Raw genomic sequence first — 19394 nt, forward strand, 5'->3', positions numbered from 1 at the left:
TTAAAACAAGTTAAAAAAAGCGGGCTTCACTATACCAGATGTGCTCGTCGGTCATAGTCCGACATGCGATCTGGACGGGTTTTTATGGCTTTCGGCTCGGCGTCACGCCGGGATACGACGTGACGCCTGGACGACCGGGTGGCCCAGGCGAGTGGGCCGCCCCTATCAAGGAACGATAAAGGCCTGCTCCAGTCCACCCTGACGGATCTGCTCCAGCAGGGGGGCTTGCTGATCCGCCGCGACCGGCCCCAGCAGGACCCGGAAGATGGCGTCATGGGCCACCACCTGGTAGGGCACGCCATAGCGCTGGGTCATCACCTTGCCCATGGCCTCGGCCCTGGGTTGGGAGCCGCTCGCCAGCACCTGGATCATCTTGCCCTGGCCGGTCTGGGCCGCAGAGAGGGTGGAGGTCGCGGTGGCGGCGGCCTTGGGCGGGGTGGCTGGCGCCGGCTTGGGAGCCGGTGCCGGGGTAGGGGCCGCAGGCTTGGGCTCACCCAGGAAGGCGCCCTCCTCGGCCGGGGCGGCCGGCTGCATGGGCTGCATCGGTGTCATGGGCACCATCTCGACCATCTGATCCGGGGTGTCGTTGATGAGCTCCAGCCGTACTCGCGCCTCGCCGTTCTCCACCATCTCCAGCTGCTTGGCGGCCGCATGGGAGAGATCGATCAGCCGATCGCTGCCGAAGGGGCCGCGATCATTGACTCGCACTATGGTCTCCAGCCCGTTATCCAGGTTGGTGACCCGCACATAGCTTGGCAGCGGCAGGTTGCGGTGGGCTGCGCTGAACTGGGTGCTGTCCAGCACGTCGCCATTGGCGGTCTTCTGGCCGTCCAGCTCCTGGGCAAGCCAGCTGGCGGTGCCCTCCTCGCTGTAGTGCTTGATGTCGCGCCACACCTCGTATTTCTGCTTGCCAATCCAGTAGTCCCGGTTACCGCTCGCGCTCAGGGGTTCGGGGCGCGGGATGGCGCCGGTGGCCTGGGGGATCTCGATCACCTGAGGTTTTTCTTGCGAGGCGGGTTCCTCGGGCAGGGGGAGCTGCTCCGGTTGGCTGCTACAGGCGGCCAGCAACAAGGCCAGGCTGAGGGGGAGAAGTTTGTGGCTGTAATGCATAAGCGTCCTGGATGGCTTGACTGAGTTGATGCACCGCCATCGCATAGAGAGGGCTGCGGTTATAGCGGGTGATCACATAAAAATTGTGGCGCGCGACCCAGTATTCGGGCCCGTCTGCCTGCTCCAATGCCAGCAGTTTTACCGGCGTGTCCGGTGCCAGCGGGGTGGCTATCTCTACCCCAGCGGCGGCCAGTTCGGCCCATTGCTGCTTGAGGTCCGGACTGGGCGCCAGCAGGGTATCCACTGGTACCAATCCAATCAAGGCGGGTTCGACTACCGCCTCTCCCCACCGCCAGCGATGCTCGGCGAAGTAGTTCGCCACGCTGCCGATGGCATCGACCGGATTGGCGAACAGATCCCGTCGGCCATCCCCGTCAAAATCGACCGCGTAGTGGCGGTAGCTGGAGGGCATGAATTGCCCCATACCCATGGCGCCCGCATAGGAGCCCTTGAGATGGGTGAGCGACCACTTCTCCTCCCTGGCAAGCAGCACCAGCTGGGCGAACTCCTTGGCGAAGAACTCTGCCCGCGCCGGGTAGTGGAAACCCAGGGTGTAGAGGCTGTCGAGCACGGAATGGCGGCCCATCTGGCGGCCATAGAAGGTCTCGATGCCGATGATGGCGACGATGAGGGAGGCGGGCACCCGGTAGTGCTGCTCGGCCCGCGCCAGTGTCTCGGCGTGGCGTTGCCAGAAGCCGACCCCGTCCCGGATCCGCTCGGGGGTGACGAACAACGGCCGGTAGCGATGCCAGGGTTTGGCCTCCCAGGGGCGGGCTATGGTGTCGAGGATCTCCTGGCGCAGTCGAGCCTGAGCCGTCGCCGCTTGCAGCTCGGCAAGGGGCACGGCTTGCTGCTCTGCGAGCCGGCCGAGTTGCGGCGGCTCGGGGGCGGCGCTGGCTGGCAAGGAGCCGAGCGCCAGCGCACAAAGAGCGAGCCACCGCAACCGACGCATCAGGCGAGCAATCTTCTGTGGGTCTGGATGGACATCAAGATGCCGAAGCCCGCCATCAGGGTCACCATGGAGGTGCCGCCATAGCTCACCAGGGGCAGGGGCACCCCGACCACAGGCAGTATGCCGCTCACCATGCCCATGTTGACGAACACATAGACGAAGAAGGTGAGGGTCAGGGCACCGCCGAGCAGGCGCTCGAAGCTGTTCTGGGCCTGCATGGAGATAAACAGGCAGCGGCTGATGATGTAGAGGTAGATCACCAGCAGCAGGGCCACGCCCACCAGACCGAACTCCTCGCTGAACACCGCGAAGATGAAGTCGGTGTGCCGCTCCGGCAGGAACTCCAGCTGGGACTGGGTGCCCTGCAGCCAGCCCTTGCCGAACACGCCGCCGGAGCCGATCGCTATCTTGGACTGGATGATGTGGTAGCCGCGGCCGAGGGGGTCTTTCTCGGGGTCGAGCAGCATCAGCACCCGCTGGCGCTGATAGTCGTGCATCAGGAAGAACCAGAGCACCGGCATAAAGGCGCAGATCAGTAACACTGCGAGCCCGATCAGCCACCAGCTGATCCCCGCCAGGAAGATGACGAAGAAGCCGGAGGCGGCCACCAGGATGGAGGTACCGAGATCGGGCTGGGCCGCGATCAGCAGGGTCGGCAGCAGCACCATTACCAGGGCGATCAGCACGTGGCTGAACTTGGGCGGCAGGGAGTGACGGCTGAGCCAGGCAGCCACCATGATGGGCATGGAGAGCTTCATCACCTCTGAGGGCTGGAACTTCATGAAGCCGAGATCCAGCCAGCGCTGTGCCCCCTTGCCGATGTGACCGAACACATCCACCGCGATGAGCAGCAGCACCACCACGGTGAAGGTCGGTACCGACCAGCGCGCATAGAGAGAGGGTGGCAACTGGGCCAGGCCGATCATCAGGCCGAAGGCCAGACCACCACGCACCAGCTGGCGCACGATGGAGTCGAAATCCTGCCCAGAGGCGGAATAGAGCACCACCATGGAGAGGGTCATCAGGGCCAGCAGACCGAGCAGCAGCGGCAAGTCGATGTGCAGGCGATACCAGATGCTCTGCTGGCGAGCGGAATTACTCATTGGAGACGGCCTCGCTTGGTTTCTGACCCTGGCCCGGAGTCGGGCTCAGATCTGGCGTAGGGCTCGGGGTGGATGGTTTGGGGGCCGGCGGCAGCTGCGGCTCGGGCGGCAACAGATAGGCATCCAGCATCTGGCGTGCCACGGGGGCTGCGTTCTTACTGCCCCCCCCTGCGTTTTCCAGCACCAGGGCGACCACGGCCTTGGGAGCCTCGAAGGGAGCGAATGCAACGAACAGGGCGTTGTCACGGTGCTCTACTTTGATCGCATTGGCGTTGTAGACCTGGTTCTCCTTCAGGCCGACGACCTGAGCCGTGCCCGATTTCCCCCCGGAGGTGTAGGGCGTATTGGCAAAGGCGTGGCGGCCACTGCCTTCACGTCCTTGGTTGACTCGCCACATTCCCTCTTTGGCTACCTGCCAATAGCTGTCACTCTTGGTCTTGAGTGCGATGTTGGGGTTGATAGGAGCGTTGACTACGCCATCTTGGGAAGCCGTGCTCTTGAGCAGGTGTGGCGTCACGTCGTGGCCGTTCTGGGTCAGGATGCTGATCGCCTTGGCCAGCTGGATCGGGGTGGCGCTCCAGTAACCCTGGCCGATACCGATGGAGATGGTGTCACCCTGGTACCAGGGTTGACGCCAGCGGGCCATCTTCCAGTCGCGGGACGGCATGACCCCGCGGGTTTCTTCATACAGATCCACTCCGCTGTACTGGCCGAAACCGAACTTGGTCATGTAGGCGTGGATCTTGTCGATGCCGACCCGGTAGGCGAGATCGTAGAAGTAGGTATCCGCCGACACCTCGATGGCGCGATAGACATCGAGCCAGCCGTGGCCCCAACGGCGCCAGTCACGAAACTTCTTGGTGGTGCCCGGGATCGAGAAGCTGGGGCCGCCAAAATAACGGTAGTTGGGGGTGATGGCCCCTTCGTTGAGCCCCATCACCGACATCATGGGCTTGACGGTGGAGGCGGGGGCATAGATGCCCTGGGTGGTGCGGTTCACCAGCGGGCGCGCCGGATCGTTGAGCAACGCCGAATAGTTGGTGTTGGAGATGCCGGTCACGAACAGGTTGGGGTCGTAGCTTGGGCTCGACTCCATGGCCAGGATGGCACCTGTGTTGGGATCCATCATCACGATGGCGCCTCGCTGGCCGGCCAGCAGCTCCTGCGCCTTCAGCTGCATCCTGATGTCGATGTTGAGGTAGATGTCCTTGCCGGGCTCAGGCGGCTGGAACTTGAGGGTACGCACCACCCGGCCGCGGTTGTTGACCTCGACCTCCTGGTAACCCGCCACGCCGTGCAGCTGATCCTCGTAGAACTTCTCCACCCCCTGCTTGCCGATATCCTTGGTGGCGGCATAGTTGGCGAGCTTCTCTTCCTTGTCGAGGCGCTCCACGTCGCGGGTGTTGATCTTGGCCACATAGCCGATGGCATGAGTGAGGGTATTGCCAAACGGATAGTAACGCTTGAGGTAGGCCTCGATGCTGGCGCCCGGGTAGTTGTGCTGGTTGACCGAGAAGAGCGCGACCTGATACTCGGTCAGCTTCTCGAACAGGGGGACTGGCTTAAAGCGGCGTTGGCGCTTGACCTCGGCCAGGAACTTCTCCTTGGTGCCTTCCGGCAGCGCCAGCAGGGTGATCAGCTCGTCGGCGGTCTGCTCCAGATCGCCGGTCTCTTCCGGCACTATTTCCAGGCTGTAGACGGGGCGGTTCTCGGCCAGCAGCACGCCGTTGGCGTCATAGATGAGGCCCCGCGGCGGCGCCACCGGCACGACCCGGATGCGGTTGTCGTTGGAGCGGGTCTGGTAGGTATCATAAGACTCTACCTGCAGGTAGTAGAGGTTGCCCAGCAGCACCAGCATGAGTACCACCATACCGATGTAGGCCACCAGGGTGCGCCGAAAGAACAGACGTCCCTCGGCACTGTGATCGCGCATCTCGATGCGATTCTTCAGCATGCCGCTACCTTATGGCCGACGAGGGGAAAGAGATCAACCACATGGGGCCACGCCCTGTGATCTGGCTGGGGATGTTCCAGATATTCATGGCTCATTCCCTGTGATACGGGTGATTGGTGGTGATGCTCCAGGCGCGATAGAGGCTCTCTGCTACCAGCACCCGCACCAGCGGATGGGGCAGGGTCAGCGGCGACAGCGACCAGCTCTGCTCGGCGGCGGCTTTGCACTCGGGCGACAGGCCTTCTGGCCCACCGACCAGCAGTGCGACGTCGCGGCCATCCAGCTTCCAGGCTTCCAGCTGGGTGGCGAGCTGCTCCGTGGTCCAGGGCTTGCCCGGAATATCCAGGGTGACGAGGCGGGAGCGGCCGGCGGCGGCCAGCATGGCTTCCCCTTCCTTCTGCAGGATGCGGGGAATGTCGGCATTCTTGCCCCGTTTGCCGGCACCTATCTCGACGAGCTCGAACGGCATGTCTTTCGGGAAACGGCGACGGTACTCTTCGAAGCCATGCTCTACCCAGGCAGGCATCTTGGTGCCCACTGCAATCAACTGGATCTTCATCTTTCTTTACACTTGCACCCTTGTATTACGCTTGCGCACTCTTATTGCGTTGGCACTTGGGCGCCGCCCCAGAGCTTTTCCAGTTGGTAGAAGTCGCGGTATTCATCCTGCATCACGTGGACGATGACAGATCCCATGTCCACCAGCACCCATTCACCGCTGAGCTGGCCTTCCACGCTGAGCAGACTGAGCCCGGCGTGGCGTGCCTCGCTGGCCAGATTGTGGGCGATGGCACTGACATGGCGACTGGAGTTGCCGGAGCAGACGATCATGGTGTCCGTGATGGTGGATTTGCCGCGTACATCCAGAGTGATGATATCGCGGCCTTTCATGTCATCGATCTTGTCGACGATAAAGGCGAGTAATTCGTGGCCTTGCAATGTCTTCTCCTACTCTGTCCGGCGCGCTGCATAGCATCAGGGCGGCGGATTATATCATGGTCATTCCCGTTTCCCAGTCCGGCAAAGGGGAACGCATCCGGGGCTGCCTCATGGGAGGGCTAGCCCTTATTGATCACTATAGTGCGCAACCGGACCGGACAATAGTCGCCTCGTCTCCGCTGCGCCTCAGGGTGTCGGCTGGTAGAGCCTGTGCTGCGCAATGTAGCCGGCCACCGAGGCCGGCAACAGATACCTGGGATCCTGTCCCGCCGCCAGCAGGGCTCTGAGCCGGGTGGCCGACAGCTCGATGGGCAGGTTGTCGCTAAGCCAGATGTACCCCTGACGATGGCGGTGCAGATCCTGAGGATATTGCGTCTGATGGCGGGCTAGCAGCTCGGCCACCTCGGTTGGGTAATCCGGTTGCCAGCCCGGGCGCAGGCTCACCACCAGATGGGCATAGTCGAGCAGTTCCCGCCAGCGATGCCAGCTCGGCAATGAGAGCAGCGAGTCCATCCCCATCAGGAAGCAGAGCGGGGTGTCCGGCAGTTCCTGCTTGAGCTCGATGAGGGTGTCTATGGTCCAGGAGGGCTTGTCCCGTTGCAGCTCCCGCTCATCCACCCGAAAGCCCGGGTTCTCCGCCGCCGCCAGCCTGACCATGGCCAGGCGTTGCTCGCTCGAGCAGAACGGGCTGGCTCTATGGGGGGGGATATGATTCGGGATGAGGCGGACTTCGGCCAGTCCCAGCGCGGCCCGGGCCTCGATGGCGGGACGCAGGTGGCCGATGTGGATGGGGTCGAAGGTGCCACCCAGGATCCCGATGGGGGCCTTCAACATGCGCTTGCCCCTGTTGGCTTGGGGAGGACTCTGGGGGGGAAGCGGCCCTCCTGGGTATCGATGGGGGCCTTCAGCATGATGCAGGCTCCAGCAGGGGGAGTGGGGTGGCATCGCGAAAACCCAGGGCGATAGTCTGCAACATCAGCCAGGCCTGCTCGGTGTCGAAGCGGCGCTGGGCGTCGTCGAGCCGGGCCATCAGCTGCCATAGCTGCTGTAGCTTGCCAAACGGCAGCCGGGTCAGGGCCTGTTGAATGAGCTGCTGGCGGCTCTGCCAGATGCGCAGGCGGGAGAAATGCTCCACCAGCGGTTGGCCTGCCCGGGCGGCCAGGGCCAGCTCGGTGAGCTGCTCCAGCTCGCGGCACAGGGCCCAGGCCAGCATGCCGGGCTCGGTGCCCTCGGCCCGCAGCGCCAGCAGGATGCGCTGGGCCCGGTTCACCTTGCCCTCCAGCAGGCAATCGATGAGCTGGAACGGCGTGAAGTGGGCGTGGCGAATGATGGTCTCTTGCAGATAGGCGACGCTGATGGGCTGGGGCGGTGACAGCAGGGTCAGCTTCTCTATCTCCTGGCTCGCGGCCAGCAGGTTGCCCTCATAGGCATGACACATGAAGTTGATGGCATCCGGCATCGCCTTGAGGCCGAAGCGCTGGAAACGGGCCCCCATCCAGCGCGGAAAGAAACGGGGCTCGGGGTGATTGACCGGCACATAGGTGCCAATCTGCCCGAGCTTGTCGAACCAGGCCGCCTTCATCTGGGTTTGATTGAGGCGATTGCCACTCAACACCAGCAGCAGGTCGGGATGCAGCTGTTTGCCGATTTCCGTGATGCGGGCGGCGAGATCCTTGTCGACCTTGGCGGGCAGCTCCAGCTCGATGATCTGGCGGGCCGAGAACAGGCTCATGGCCTGGCAGGCATCGTAGACCTGGTTCCAGTCCAGCCCGGCTTCGACCACGAAGCTGTGGCGCTCATCGAAGCCTTGTTTGCCGGCCAGCTGACGAATGGCGTCGATGGCCTCCAGTTTGAGCAGCGGCTCGTCACCGAAGATCAGATAGCAGGGCTTGAGCCCTGCCTTGAGATGGTCCGCAAACTGCTCGGGATAGACTCTCATCGAGATACTCGCATCAGAACTTGACCTGGCTGGGTTGATGGATTGCAAGGCCGCTGGCCAGCCCTGGCATCTTGAGCAGCGGCTCGTCACCGAAGATCAGATAGCAGGGCTTGAGCCCTGCCTTGAGATGGTCCGCAAACTGCTCGGGATGGACTCTCATCAAGATACTCGCATCAGAACTTGACCTGGCTGAGCTGACGGATCACCAGGCTCGCGGCCTGTTCCTGCATCTCCTTGCCGAGCTGCTCCTGCTCGCGGGAGGAGGCGAGGGCCGCATCCGGCTTGTTCAGGAAGCTACGGTTGAAGGTGATGGGGAAGACCTGAGTCGGCTTGCCCGGCATGCTGATGCTGAACTGGGTGCTGTAGCCCAGCAGGTACTCACGTTCCTGGCCGATGGCGTCGACGGAGGCAACCTGACTGCTGCTGCTGATGCCCGCCAGGGTCATCACCGGAATGCCCTCCTTGTCGGCCAGGCTCACCCCGGCAGCCTTGAGACGAGTGGTCACCATGCGATAGAAATCGCTCTTGTTGTCACCGACCACCTTCATGGTCATCAGCTCGGGGGGGATGGCGGTTCCCCGCATCTGAAAACCGCAGGCCTGCAGCAGCAGGCCCGTCAGCATGATGGCAATCCAGCGAGTAAGGGGCATGCCCATGTGAATTCCTCTTTGAATGATTTAAAAGACGGCGGGCCAGGCCCGCCGTCGTCATCGTTGGCGAGTGTCCGTTGCGGGATCAGTTTGCAACGATGTTGAGCAATTTGCCCGGCACGTAGACCACCTTGCGCACTGTCAGGCCGTCGGTGAACTTCTGCACCGAGGCATCGTTCATGGCCAGCTTCTCGACCTCGGCCTGGCTTATCTCGGCCGGCACTGTCAGCTTGCCGCGCATCTTGCCGTTGATCTGTACCACCACCAGCTTTTCGGTCTCGACCATGGCGCTCTCGTCGGCCACCGGCCAGCCGGCCACGTCGATGTCCCCTTCCTTGCCCAGCATCTTCCACAGCTCGAAGCCGATGTGCGGGGTGATGGGGTAGAGCATGACCAGCACGGCTTCCAGCGCTTCCTGCATCAGGGCGCGGTCCTGCTCGCCGGTATCCAGCTTGGAGAGATTGTTCATCAGCTCCATGATGGCGGCGATGGCGGTGTTGAAGGTCTGGCGACGACCCACGTCATCGCTCACCTTGGCGATGGTCTTGTGCAGCTCGCGGCGAACGGCCTTCTGCTCGTTGCTGAGGGCGGCCAGGTTCAGTGCGGGGGCGGCACCTGCACTGACGTGCTCGAAGGTCAGACGCCACAGGCGACGCAGGAAGCGCTGGGCCCCCTCGACGCCGGAATCGGACCACTCCAGGGTCATGTCGGCCGGGGAGGCGAACATCATGAACAGACGCACGGTATCGGCGCCGTAACGCTCCACCATCAGCTGGGGATCGATGCCGTTGTTCTTGGACTTGGACATCTTGGTCATGCCAGAGTGGATCACCTCGCGGCCTTCATTATCCACCGCCTTGGTGATGCGACCCTTGTCGTCCCGCTCCACCTTGACCTCGGTCGGGCTGACCCAGACGTTGCCGCCCTTCTCGTCCTTGTAGTAGAAGGCGTCGGCCAGCACCATGCCCTGGCAGAGCAGGCGCTTGAACGGCTCGTCGCTGTTGACCAGGCCGGCGTCACGCAGCAGCTTGTGGAAGAAGCGGGCGTACAGCAGGTGCATACAGGCGTGCTCGATGCCGCCGATGTACTGATCCACCGGCAGCCAGTGGTTGGCGGCCGCGGGATCCAGCATGCCCTTGTCGTAGTCCGGGGAGCAGTAGCGGGCGTAGTACCAGGAGGACTCCATAAAGGTGTCGAAGGTATCGGTCTCGCGGAAGGCTTCCTGGCCGTTATAGGTGGTCTTGGCCCAGGCGGCATCGGCCTTGATCGGGCTCTGGATGCCGTCCATCACCACGTCTTCCGGCAGCAGCACCGGCAGTTGCTCTTCTGGGGTCGGTACCACTGTGCCGTCGGCCAGGGTCAACATCGGGATGGGGGCGCCCCAGTAGCGCTGACGGGAGACACCCCAGTCACGCAGGCGGAAGTTGACGGTGCGCTTGCCCTTGCCCTCGGCCTCCAGCTTGGCGGCGATGGCATCGAAGGCGGCCTGGAACTCGAGGCCGTCGAACTCGCCGGAGTTGAACAGCACACCCTTGTCGGTGTAGGCGGCGGCAACAACGTCCGGCACCTCACCCTCGGCGGGCTTGATGACGGCCTTGATCTCGAGGCCGTACTTGGTGGCGAACTCGTGATCGCGCAGGTCGTGGCCGGGCACCGCCATCACGGCGCCGGTGCCGTAGTTCATCAGCACGAAGTTGGCGACCCAGACCGGCACCTTGCGGCCATCCAGCGGGTGAATGGCATAGAGGCCGGTGGCCATGCCCTTCTTCTCCATGGTGGCGAGCTCGGCTTCGGCGACCTTGGTGTTCTTGCACTCTTCGATAAAGGCGGCAAGCGCCGGATTGTTTTCGGCGGCTTGCTGGGCCAAGGGGTGACCGGCGGCGATGCCCACATAGGTCACGCCCATGAAGGTGTCCGGACGGGTGGTGTAGACCTCAAGATGCTCGTCCTGGCCCTCGACCCGGAAGCTGATGTTGACCCCTTCGGAACGGCCGATCCAGTTGCGCTGCATGGTCTTGACCATCTCGGGCCAACCGTCCAGGTTGTCGATATCGTTCAACAACTCCTCGGCATAGTCGGTGATCTTGATAAACCACTGAGGGATCTCTTTTTGCTCCACCGGGGTGTCACAGCGCCAGCAGCAGTTGTCGATCACCTGCTCGTTGGCCAGCACCGTCATGTCATTCGGGCACCAGTTGACGGAGGAGGTCTTCTTGTAAACCAGACCCTTCTCATACAGCTTGGTGAAGAACCACTGCTCCCAGCGGTAGTAGTCAGGCTTGCAGGTGGCCAGCTCCCGGTCCCAGTCATAGCCAAGCCCCAGCATCTTGAGCTGGTTCTTCATGTATTCGATGTTTTCGTAGGTCCAGGGGGCCGGCGCAGTGGCGTTCTTGATGGCGGCATTTTCTGCCGGCAGACCGAACGCATCCCAGCCGATGGGTTGCAGCACATTCTTGCCATTGAGCCGTTGATAACGGGAGATCACATCACCTATGGTGTAGTTACGCACGTGCCCCATGTGTAGACGACCAGACGGATAAGGGAACATGGACAGGCAGTAGAACTTCTCCTTGTCTACTTTCTCCACGGCCTTGAAGGTTTTCTTGGCATCCCAGTGCTGTTGCACTGCTGGTTCGATGGATTGGGGAACGTATTGCTCTTGCATTGGTGACATCCGGATCTGTGAAATGAATAGATAAAACGGCTGGGAAATCCCGATAGAATACCCATATCCTGCGGCGGCAACAACCGCCAGCATCCGCCGGGTCTCGGGCCGGCCATGATCAGCGAGTAGCAGAGGAGTAACGGCCATGGACAAACGTCGACAAGGGTATGAAGCCTTCATCGCCCAGCTCAAGAAGCACTGGGAGGAGACGGAAGAGTTTCAGGGAGAGCGTCTCAACCGCATGATCGCCAAGGTGCAGGCGTACCTTGAAGCGGCCGGTGACCTGACCCAGGACGAACTGGCACTGATCGCCGAATACGTGAAACGGGATCTCGGCAACTATGACGAGGGACGGGCCGAGGCGCCGGAATCGGCCTTTATGCTGGCATTGAAAGATACAGTGTGGTCCTGGCTGGCGGATGTAACCGACCGCGCCCAGGTGGAGTGGAGCGAGCTGGCGGACGAGCTGGAGCACAAGGGCGTTTACCGGGCTGGCGACTGGGTCGGGCTCGGTGTGCTGGTGTGCGACCACTGCGAATGGCGCCATACAGTACTGCACCCGGAACAGCTCGGCACCTGCCCCGAGTGTGGCGCCAACGAGTATCACCGCGAGCCGCTCTCTCCTTGAGCCGCTGGCCACGACAGCACATGAAAGAGGCGCCCATGGGCGCCTCTTTTTATCGGGTTGGGTAGCCGGTCTATGACCCCGATCAGAGGGTACGAGCCCAAGGATGGGCACGGGGGCGCAGGGCTAGCCCCAGTCCCAGCAGCAGGGCGGCGATGCCATACATGGGCCAGCTGCCAAAGCGCAGGTAAGGAGTCGAGCCGTGAGCGGGGCGCACCTCGGCTCGCAGCACCCCGGCCTCGAACTGCGGAAGCTGGGCTATGATGCTGCCGTCAATCTCGGTGACGATGGTGATGCCGGTGTTGGTGTCGCGCAGCAGCGGGCGAGCCAGTTCGAGGGCGCGCATGCGGGCGATCTCCATGTGCTGCCAGGGGCCAATGCTGGTGCCAAACCAGGCGTCGTTGGAGACGGTCAGCAGGAAGTCGGTATCCGGCTGCACGTTGCGGCGTACCTCGTCCGGGAAGATGATTTCGTAGCAGATGGCGGCGGCGAACTTGAGCCCCTTGGCGAGCAGGTTCGGCTGCACCTCGTCTCCCCGGCTGAAGGAGGACATGGGCAGGTTGAAGAAGGGCGCTATGGGGCGCAACAGATCTTCGAAGGGCACGAACTCGCCGATGGGCAGCAGGTGGTACTTGTAGTAGCGGTTCTTGTGCTCGTAGTGGTAGGACTCCTTGCCGTCCAGATCCTGCACCCCCATGCCGAGCACTGTGTTGAAGAAGCGCTGCTGCTGGAGATCGTAGTGAATGATACCCGCCAGCAGGCCGGTGTCGTTCACCTTCATCGCCTTGTCCAGGCTCTCCAGATAGGTGCCCATCTCCTTCTCGATGGCCGGGATGGCGGATTCAGGCCAGACGATGATGTCGGCATCCTGATTCTCGCGACTCAAGTCCTGATAGGTTCGTACCGTGGGGATCAGCGCCTCCGGATCCCACTTGAGGGACTGGGCGATGTTGCCCTGCACCAGCGCTACTTTTACCGGCTCGCCCCGGGTCACCCAGTTCAGTTGCATCAGCCCCTGGGCGGTGCCCACCAGGGCAACGGGGACCAGCAGCCAGGCCGGCTTGCGGCTCTGCCAGGTCAGCCAGAGCGCGGAGGTACACAGCAGCAGCGCCAGTGTGATGCCCTGCACCCCGAGGATGGGGGCGAAGCCCTTGAGGGGGCCGTCGATCTGGGTGTAGCCGAACCAGAGCCAGGGGTAGCCGGTCATCACCCAGCCCCGCAGCCAGTCGGCCCCGAGCCAGAGCGCCGGGAAGGCGAGCAGCCAGCGACTCCAGTGACGACCGCTGAAGAAGCGGGCGAACAGCCAGCAGGCCAGGGTCGGGTAGAGTGCGAGGTAGGCGCAGAGCCCGGCCAGCAGCACGAAGGCGACCGGCAACGGTATGCCACCGAACTCCGTCATGCTGACATGGATCCACCACTGTCCCGGCAGGAACAGCCCCATGGCGTAACCAAAACCACGCCAGGCGGCTTGCTTGGGGTTGGCCTTGTCCAGCAGGGCGTAGAGGCCGAGCAGAGACGGGATCACCAGAGGCCAATAGCCGAAGGGGGAGAAGGCAAGTACGGCGATGGCGCCAGAGGCCAGGGCAAACAGGCTGATCAGGAGTTTCGATTTCACTGGGGCTAGGGGCTCGATTGGACTGAATGAAAGTTGAATGGCCGACATCTTAACCGCAAACCGCGCCAACGGCGAGCCTCCCGATTTGGCACTGAATCCTGAGGGAATATGGAGGGGATGGTCTGGGTCAGAATGACAAACGCCCCTCAAGAGGGGCGTTGATAGACAGGACAAAAGCGGGGTGGGATCAGGACTCCGGCTGGGCTGCCGCGTGATTCTCCGGGATCTTCACCTGCAGCTGTTGCAGGCGGCGTCTGTCTGCGTGCATCACCTTGAACAGGTAGCCGTCGAGCTCGATCTCCTCGCCCTTCTTCGGCAGGTGGCTGAAGGCGTGCATCACCAGGCCGCCGACGGTGTCCACCTCTTCATCGCTGAACTGGGTGCCGAAGAAGTCGTTGAAATCCTCGATCTCGGTGAGGGCGCTGACCGAGAAGACCCGCTTGCTGATGCGGCGGATCTCTTCCGGCTCGTCCTCGATGTCGTCGAACTCGTCATCGATCTCGCCGACGATGAGCTCCAGTATGTCCTCGATGGTCACCAGACCGGAGACGCCGCCGAACTCGTCCACCACGATGGCCATGTGGTAGCGCTCCTCGCGGAACTCCTTGAGCAGACGATCGACCCGCTTGCTTTCCGGCACTATCACGGTCGGGCGCAGGATCTGCTCGAGCTGCAGCGGCTCGCTGGCGTGGTGGCCACCGAAGCCGAATGGCAGCAGATCCTTGGCGAGCAGAATGCCTTCCACGTGATCCTTGTCTTCGTTGATCACCGGGAAGCGGGAGTGGCCGGATTCGATGATGACCGGCAGGAACTCGTCCACCGGTTGGGACTTCTCGATGGTTACCATCTGGGAGCGGGGGATCATGATGTCGCGCACACGCAGCTCGGCAATTTCGAGCACGCCCTCGATCATGTCCTTGGTGTCCTGATCGATGAGGTCTCGCTCCTCGGCGTCGGCTATCACTTCCACCAAATCGTTGCGGTCTTTTGGCTCGCCCTGGAAGAGTTGGCTGAGTTTGTTTAGCCAGGTTTTCTTCGGCGAGCCGGTACTAGGGTGATCGTCGGTCATTTTCTCTCTTGGTTACTCGTTTGAACACATAGGGATTCTGGTCTGGCTATATAAGGATGATCGCAGTCTGTTTCAGTCAGGTGACCATCCCGGGTGCCTTTATGCTTCGACTTCGTCGTCGAGATAGGGATCTGCAAAGCCTAGCTCCTGCATGATGTCGCGTTCTGGAACTGCACCATCTCATCGGCTTCGATTCGCCTTTATTATTCGACTTCATCGTCCTGATAGGGGTCAGGGAAGCCGAGCTCCTGCATGATGTCGCGTTCCAGCTGCTCCATCTCCTCGGCTTCCTCGTCCTCGATATGGTCATAACCTAGCAGATGCAGACTGCCGTGCACAACCATGTGAGCCCAGTGGGCCGCCAGCGGTTTGCTCTGCTCGAGGGCCTCGGCCTCGACCACCTGGCGACAGATCACCAGATCCCCGAGCAGGGGCAGTTCCATGCCGGGAGGAGCCTCGAACGGGAAGGATAGCACGTTGGTGGGCTTGTCCTTGCCGCGATAGGTGAGGTTGAGCTCGCGGCTCTCTGCCTCGTCCACCAGCCGTACCGTCACCTCGGCCTCCTCCTGGAAGCCCAGAATGGTGCCGTCGAGCCAGCCTTGCAGTTGGGCTTCAGTTGGCAGGCCGTCCGGGCTGGCGCAGGCCAGTTGCAGATCCAGGGTCACGCTCATTGGGCACTCTCTTCTCTTGAATTGGCTTTATTGGATTTGTTCGAGAGGGACTCGGCCTGGGCGGCGTCGAACGCCTCGTAGGCTTGCACTATGCGGGCCACCACAGGGTGGCGCACCACGTCTTTGGATTCGAAGAAGTTGAACGACAGGCCATCGACTCCTTGCAACACCTCCAGGGCGTGGCGCAGGCCGGATTTGGTGCTGCGGGGCAAGTCCACCTGGGTGATGTCGCCGGTCACCACCGCCTTGGAGTTGAAGCCGATGCGGGTCAGGAACATCTTCATCTGCTCCGTGGTGGTGTTCTGGGCCTCGTCGAGGATGATAAAGGCGTCATTGAGGGTGCGGCCGCGCATATAGGCGAGCGGTGCCACCTCGATGATGTTGCGCTCCATCAGCTTCTCGACGCGCTCGAAGCCCAGCATCTCGAACAGGGCGTCGTAGAGCGGGCGCAGGTAGGGGTCCACCTTCTGGGAGAGATCCCCGGGCAGGAAGCCGAGCTTCTCCCCCGCTTCCACCGCCGGACGGGTCAGCAGGATGCGGCGGATTTCCTGGCGCTCCAGGGCGTCCACCGCGGCGGCCACCGCCAGATAGGTCTTGCCGGTACCGGCCGGGCCTATGCCGAAGCTGATGTCGTGGCGCACTATGTTGGCGATGTACTGCGCCTGATTCGGGCTGCGGGGCTTGATGAGGCCGCGCTTGGTCTTGACCGTCACCTCCTTGCCATAGGGCAGGGATGAGGCCTCTTCATCATCTTGCTCCAGCACCCGGGATTCTTGCACCGACAGGTGCACCATCTCCGGGGTGATGTCGGTCACCTTGCCGCCCTTGAGGGGCAGGGTTTCCACATAGAGGTGCTTGAGGATGACGGCTGCGGCATCCACCTGCGCCTGCTTGCCGAGCACTTGAAAATGGTTGTCACGGTAGCTGATCTCGACGCCGAGGCGGCGCTCCAGCTGCTTGAGATTGTCGTCGAAGGGGCCGCACAGGCTGGCGAGGCGCTGGTTGTCGGCGGGCTCCAGGTGCAGATTCAGGGTCGAGATGTGTCGGCTCAAGGTGTCCTCGTCTCAGCTGTTCCGCCATCCGGCCGTGCCGGATGGCGATGGTTGTTCAATGGGGCCTGAAGGCGGCAACGCCCAATTCATCCGGTACGTTGTCCGGGCGGCGAGCCAGGATCTCCTGGGGTGCCGTGGCGATGCGCAGATTCATTTCGTCCTCGCCGCGGATGAAGCGGCCACGCAGGGAGTAGGGGCGCACGTCGGTGATCTCCACGTCGGCGAAGCCACCAATCAGACGGTGCGGGCCTTCGAAGTTGACCACCCGGTTGTTCTCGGTGCGGCCACTGAGCTGCATGGGATCCATCTTGGAGGGCCCCTCCACCAGGATGCGCTGCACCGAGCCCAGCATGGCACGGCCGATGAGCATCGACTGGTGATTGATCTGGTTCTGCAGCCGGGTGAGGCGGGCCTTCTTCACCTCCATGTCGACATCGTCCGGCAGATCCGCGGCCGGGGTGCCGGGGCGCGGGCTGTAGATGAAGCTGAAGCTCATGTCGAAGTTGATCTCCTCGATGAGCTTCATGGTGGCCTCGAAGTCCTCGTCCGTCTCGTTCGGGAAGCCGACGATGAAGTCCGAGCTCATGGTGATGTCGGGCCGCACGCTGCGCAGGCGACGGATCTTGGACTTGTACTCCAGCACTGTGTGCGGGCGCTTCATCATGGTCAGGATGCGATCCGAGCCGCTTTGCACCGGCAGGTGCAGGAAGCTGACCACCTCTGGGGTGTCCCGATAGACCTCGATGATGTCATCGGTGAACTCGATGGGGTGGCTGGTGGTGTAGCGAATGCGGTCGATGCCGTCGATGGCGGCCACCAGCCTGAGCAGCTCCGCGAAGGTACAGTGATTGTCATCGAAGGTGGGGCCGCGATAGGCGTTGACGTTCTGGCCGAGCAGATTCACCTCGCGCACCCCCTGCTGGGCGAGCTGGGCGATTTCGTAGAGTACGTCGTCCAGCGGCCGGCTCACCTCCTCGCCACGGGTGTAGGGCACCACGCAGAAGGAGCAGTATTTGGAGCAACCTTCCATGATGGAGACGAAGGCGGTGACCCCCTCGGCACGGGGCTCCGGCAGGTTGTCGAACTTCTCGATCTCGGGGAAGGCGATGTCCACCTGGGCACCTCGCCCCTCCTGGACCTGCTTGATCATGGCGGGCAGACGATGGAGGGTTTGCGGGCCGAAGACGATGTCCACATAGGGGGCGCGCTGGCGCAAGTTTTCCCCCTCCTGAGAGGCGACGCAGCCGCCCACGCCGATCACCAGGCCTGGTTTTTTCAACTTGAGCTTCTTCCAGCGACCGAGCTGGTGGAACACCTTCTCCTGGGCCTTCTCGCGGATGGAGCAGGTGTTGAGCAGCAAGACGTCGGCCTCTGCGGGCTCCTCGGTCAGGGTGTAGCCGTTGCTGGCATCCAACAGATCCGCCATCTTTGACGAGTCGTACTCGTTCATCTGGCAGCCCCAGGTCTTGATATGAAGTTTCTTGCTCATCGCTACTCTTGACTATTTTTGCTATCGACAGGGTCAAAGGACCGGCCATTTTACTCCTCAATCCCGGTGCTGACCAGTCTGGGGCCATCGGGCCCGCCACGGGGCCGGTTGCCCCGCCAGTCGCGGCCTTGCCGCTGATCCGGCAAGGCAATTCGCCGCCTCTCTCCTGATTATCCCGCGCCCTTGCGCTATCATGCCTCCATTCGATTTAGCCTCTGGCTCCTCGCCTTGGGCGATCCTCTTTCAGGAAGCACGCTATGGAACACTGTGATATCGCCATCGTCGGCGCCGGTATGGTGGGGGCCGCCACCGCCTGCCTGCTGGCGGCGCAAGGCCTCTCCATCCGGGTCATCGAGACCCAGCTGCCCGAGCCCTATGCCCCCGAGCAGCCGCTGGATCTGCGGGTCTCCGCCATCAGCCAGGCCTCGGTGGCCCTGCTGGATCAGGCCGGCGCCTGGCAACATCTGCAGCAGATGCGGCTGTGCCCCTACCGCCGGCTGGAGACCTGGGAGCTGGACGGTTTTGCCACCCGCTTCGATGCCGCCGATCTGGGGCTGCCCCAGCTCGGTTACATCATCGAGAACCGGCTGGTGCAGCTCGCCCTGCTCAAAAGGATGGAGGACTTTCCCAACATCCAGACCCACACCCCGGCGGCGGTGCAGAGTCTGCGCCAGAGCGCGGACGCCGCGGTGCTGACGCTGAACGATGGCACCGAGCTGGCCGCCCGCTGGGTGCTGGCCTGTGACGGCGCCGAATCCCTCACCCGCCGCCTCACCGGCATCGGCGTCTCGCGCTTCGAGTACCGCCAGCACTGCATGTTGATCAACATCGACACCGAGTTTGAGCAGGAAGACATCACCTGGCAGCAGTTTACCCCGAGTGGCCCGCGCGCCTTCCTGCCGCTGCCGGGCCGGCACGGCTCCCTGGTGTGGTATGACAGCCCGGCCCGCATCCGCGCCTTGTCCGCCATGGGCAACGAGGCCCTGGCCGCCGAGGTGCGCCGCCACTTCCCGGCCCGGCTCGGCGGCTTCACCGTCACCGGCAAGGGCTGCTTCCCGCTGGTGCGCCGCCACGCCAACGACTATCACGCCGGGCGGGTGGTGCTGCTCGGGGACTCGGCTCACACCATCAATCCGCTGGCGGGGCAGGGGGTCAACCTCGGCTTCAAGGACGTGGCCTGCTGGGTGGAGTTGCTCGCCAAGGCGGGCAGCGACTGGCACCAACTGGCCCAGGCCGGGCGCTACGAGCGCCGCCGGCGGCCGGACAATCTGCTGATGCAGTCGGGGATGGATCTCTTTTACGGGGTGTTCAGCAACGAGATAGGGCCGCTGCGGCTGGCCCGCAATCTGGCGCTCAATCTGGCGGACAAGGCGGGCCCGCTCAAGGAGATGGCGCTACGCTACGCACTGGGATTGGTGTGAGAGGTAGCATTTTACACTACTAGTTAATTAAGTGGTGGAGTATCAATCCACCAGTCTGATGTATCTAGTGTTTTATATTACCCAAGGGCAGCACCTTTGGTGATGTCGGCGGGCGCAAGGGTTGAACAGAGACGGACAAT

17 protein-coding genes and 1 pseudogene are annotated in these 19394 nt (G+C 62.7%); 2 read left to right on the forward strand and 16 right to left on the reverse strand.

What is annotated here, in order from left to right:
* Positions 1-165 precede the first annotated feature (165 nt).
* From MM194_RS16405 to leuS, 11 genes and pseudogenes are all read right to left on the reverse strand, one after another.
* Positions 166-1110, reverse strand: coding sequence for a septal ring lytic transglycosylase RlpA family protein (locus tag MM194_RS16405; protein ID WP_241344158.1), 945 nt, complete (start codon positions 1108-1110; stop codon positions 166-168).
* On the reverse strand, positions 1052-2062 hold the full coding sequence (gene mltB, locus MM194_RS16410; protein WP_241344159.1) for a lytic murein transglycosylase B: 1011 nt from the start codon (positions 2060-2062) through the stop codon (positions 1052-1054). The genes MM194_RS16405 and mltB overlap by 59 nt, the downstream gene beginning before the upstream one ends.
* Entirely contained in the window at positions 2062-3165 is a 1104-nt protein-coding gene (gene rodA, locus MM194_RS16415) for a rod shape-determining protein RodA (protein WP_033130954.1), read from the reverse strand. Before rodA ends, mltB begins: the two co-directional genes overlap by 1 nt.
* On the reverse strand, positions 3158-5119 hold the full coding sequence (gene mrdA, locus MM194_RS16420) for a penicillin-binding protein 2 (protein ID WP_052101017.1): 1962 nt from the start codon (positions 5117-5119) through the stop codon (positions 3158-3160). Before mrdA ends, rodA begins: the two co-directional genes overlap by 8 nt.
* Positions 5120-5210: 91 nt before the next feature.
* The gene (rlmH, locus tag MM194_RS16425; protein WP_033130955.1) at positions 5211-5678 is read right to left on the reverse strand and encodes a 23S rRNA (pseudouridine(1915)-N(3))-methyltransferase RlmH; all 468 of its coding nucleotides are present in this window, start codon (positions 5676-5678) and stop codon (positions 5211-5213) included.
* A gap of 41 nt (positions 5679-5719) precedes the next feature.
* Entirely contained in the window at positions 5720-6058 is a 339-nt protein-coding gene (gene rsfS / locus MM194_RS16430; protein ID WP_033130956.1) for a ribosome silencing factor, read from the reverse strand.
* A gap of 186 nt (positions 6059-6244) precedes the next feature.
* A complete protein-coding gene (gene nadD, locus MM194_RS16435) occupies positions 6245-6892 on the reverse strand; it encodes a nicotinate-nucleotide adenylyltransferase (RefSeq protein ID WP_241344160.1) in 648 nt (215 codons plus the stop codon).
* 70 nt (positions 6893-6962) lie between these two features.
* The gene (gene holA, locus MM194_RS16440; protein WP_241344161.1) at positions 6963-7997 is read right to left on the reverse strand and encodes a DNA polymerase III subunit delta; all 1035 of its coding nucleotides are present in this window, start codon (positions 7995-7997) and stop codon (positions 6963-6965) included.
* Between the two features lie 67 nt (positions 7998-8064).
* Positions 8065-8157: pseudogene (locus MM194_RS22050) on the reverse strand (DNA polymerase III subunit delta); the annotation flags it as partial.
* 13 nt (positions 8158-8170) lie between these two features.
* Positions 8171-8653: an LPS assembly lipoprotein LptE gene (gene lptE / locus MM194_RS16450; RefSeq protein WP_033130960.1), complete on the reverse strand. Its 483-nt coding sequence runs from the start codon at positions 8651-8653 to the stop codon at positions 8171-8173.
* Between the two features lie 79 nt (positions 8654-8732).
* The gene (gene leuS / locus MM194_RS16455; protein WP_241344162.1) at positions 8733-11312 is read right to left on the reverse strand and encodes a leucine--tRNA ligase; all 2580 of its coding nucleotides are present in this window, start codon (positions 11310-11312) and stop codon (positions 8733-8735) included.
* A 145-nt stretch (positions 11313-11457) separates the two neighbouring features.
* On the opposite strand from leuS, the gene MM194_RS16460 reads away from it, so the two are divergent.
* On the forward strand, positions 11458-11940 hold the full coding sequence (locus MM194_RS16460) for a zinc ribbon-containing protein (RefSeq protein ID WP_033130962.1): 483 nt from the start codon (positions 11458-11460) through the stop codon (positions 11938-11940).
* A gap of 82 nt (positions 11941-12022) precedes the next feature.
* On the opposite strand, the gene lnt is transcribed toward MM194_RS16460, so the two are convergent.
* The 5 genes from lnt to miaB form a co-directional block, all read right to left on the reverse strand.
* Entirely contained in the window at positions 12023-13600 is a 1578-nt protein-coding gene (gene lnt, locus MM194_RS16465) for an apolipoprotein N-acyltransferase (protein WP_241344163.1), read from the reverse strand.
* Positions 13601-13739: 139 nt separating this feature from the next.
* Positions 13740-14621, reverse strand: coding sequence for a CNNM family magnesium/cobalt transport protein CorC (corC, locus tag MM194_RS16470; RefSeq protein ID WP_033130964.1), 882 nt, complete (start codon positions 14619-14621; stop codon positions 13740-13742).
* Between the two features lie 203 nt (positions 14622-14824).
* The gene (gene ybeY, locus MM194_RS16475) at positions 14825-15292 is read right to left on the reverse strand and encodes an rRNA maturation RNase YbeY (RefSeq protein WP_241344164.1); all 468 of its coding nucleotides are present in this window, start codon (positions 15290-15292) and stop codon (positions 14825-14827) included.
* Positions 15289-16344 (reverse strand): PhoH family protein, encoded by a 1056-nt coding sequence (locus tag MM194_RS16480; protein WP_033130966.1) that lies wholly within the window; start codon positions 16342-16344, stop codon positions 15289-15291. Before MM194_RS16480 ends, ybeY begins: the two co-directional genes overlap by 4 nt.
* A 55-nt stretch (positions 16345-16399) precedes the next feature.
* A complete protein-coding gene (gene miaB / locus MM194_RS16485; protein ID WP_033130967.1) occupies positions 16400-17833 on the reverse strand; it encodes a tRNA (N6-isopentenyl adenosine(37)-C2)-methylthiotransferase MiaB in 1434 nt (477 codons plus the stop codon).
* Between the two features lie 257 nt (positions 17834-18090).
* Here miaB and MM194_RS16490 point away from each other — a divergent pair, with 257 nt between their 5' ends.
* Positions 18091-19254 carry an FAD-dependent monooxygenase gene (locus MM194_RS16490; protein ID WP_241344165.1) on the forward strand — a complete coding sequence of 388 codons (1164 nt, stop codon included), beginning with the start codon at positions 18091-18093 and terminating at the stop codon, positions 19252-19254.
* Positions 19255-19394 lie beyond the last annotated feature (140 nt).

The organism is Aeromonas sp. MR16, assembly GCF_022549315.1.
GTDB lineage: Bacteria > Pseudomonadota > Gammaproteobacteria > Enterobacterales > Aeromonadaceae > Aeromonas > Aeromonas aquatica.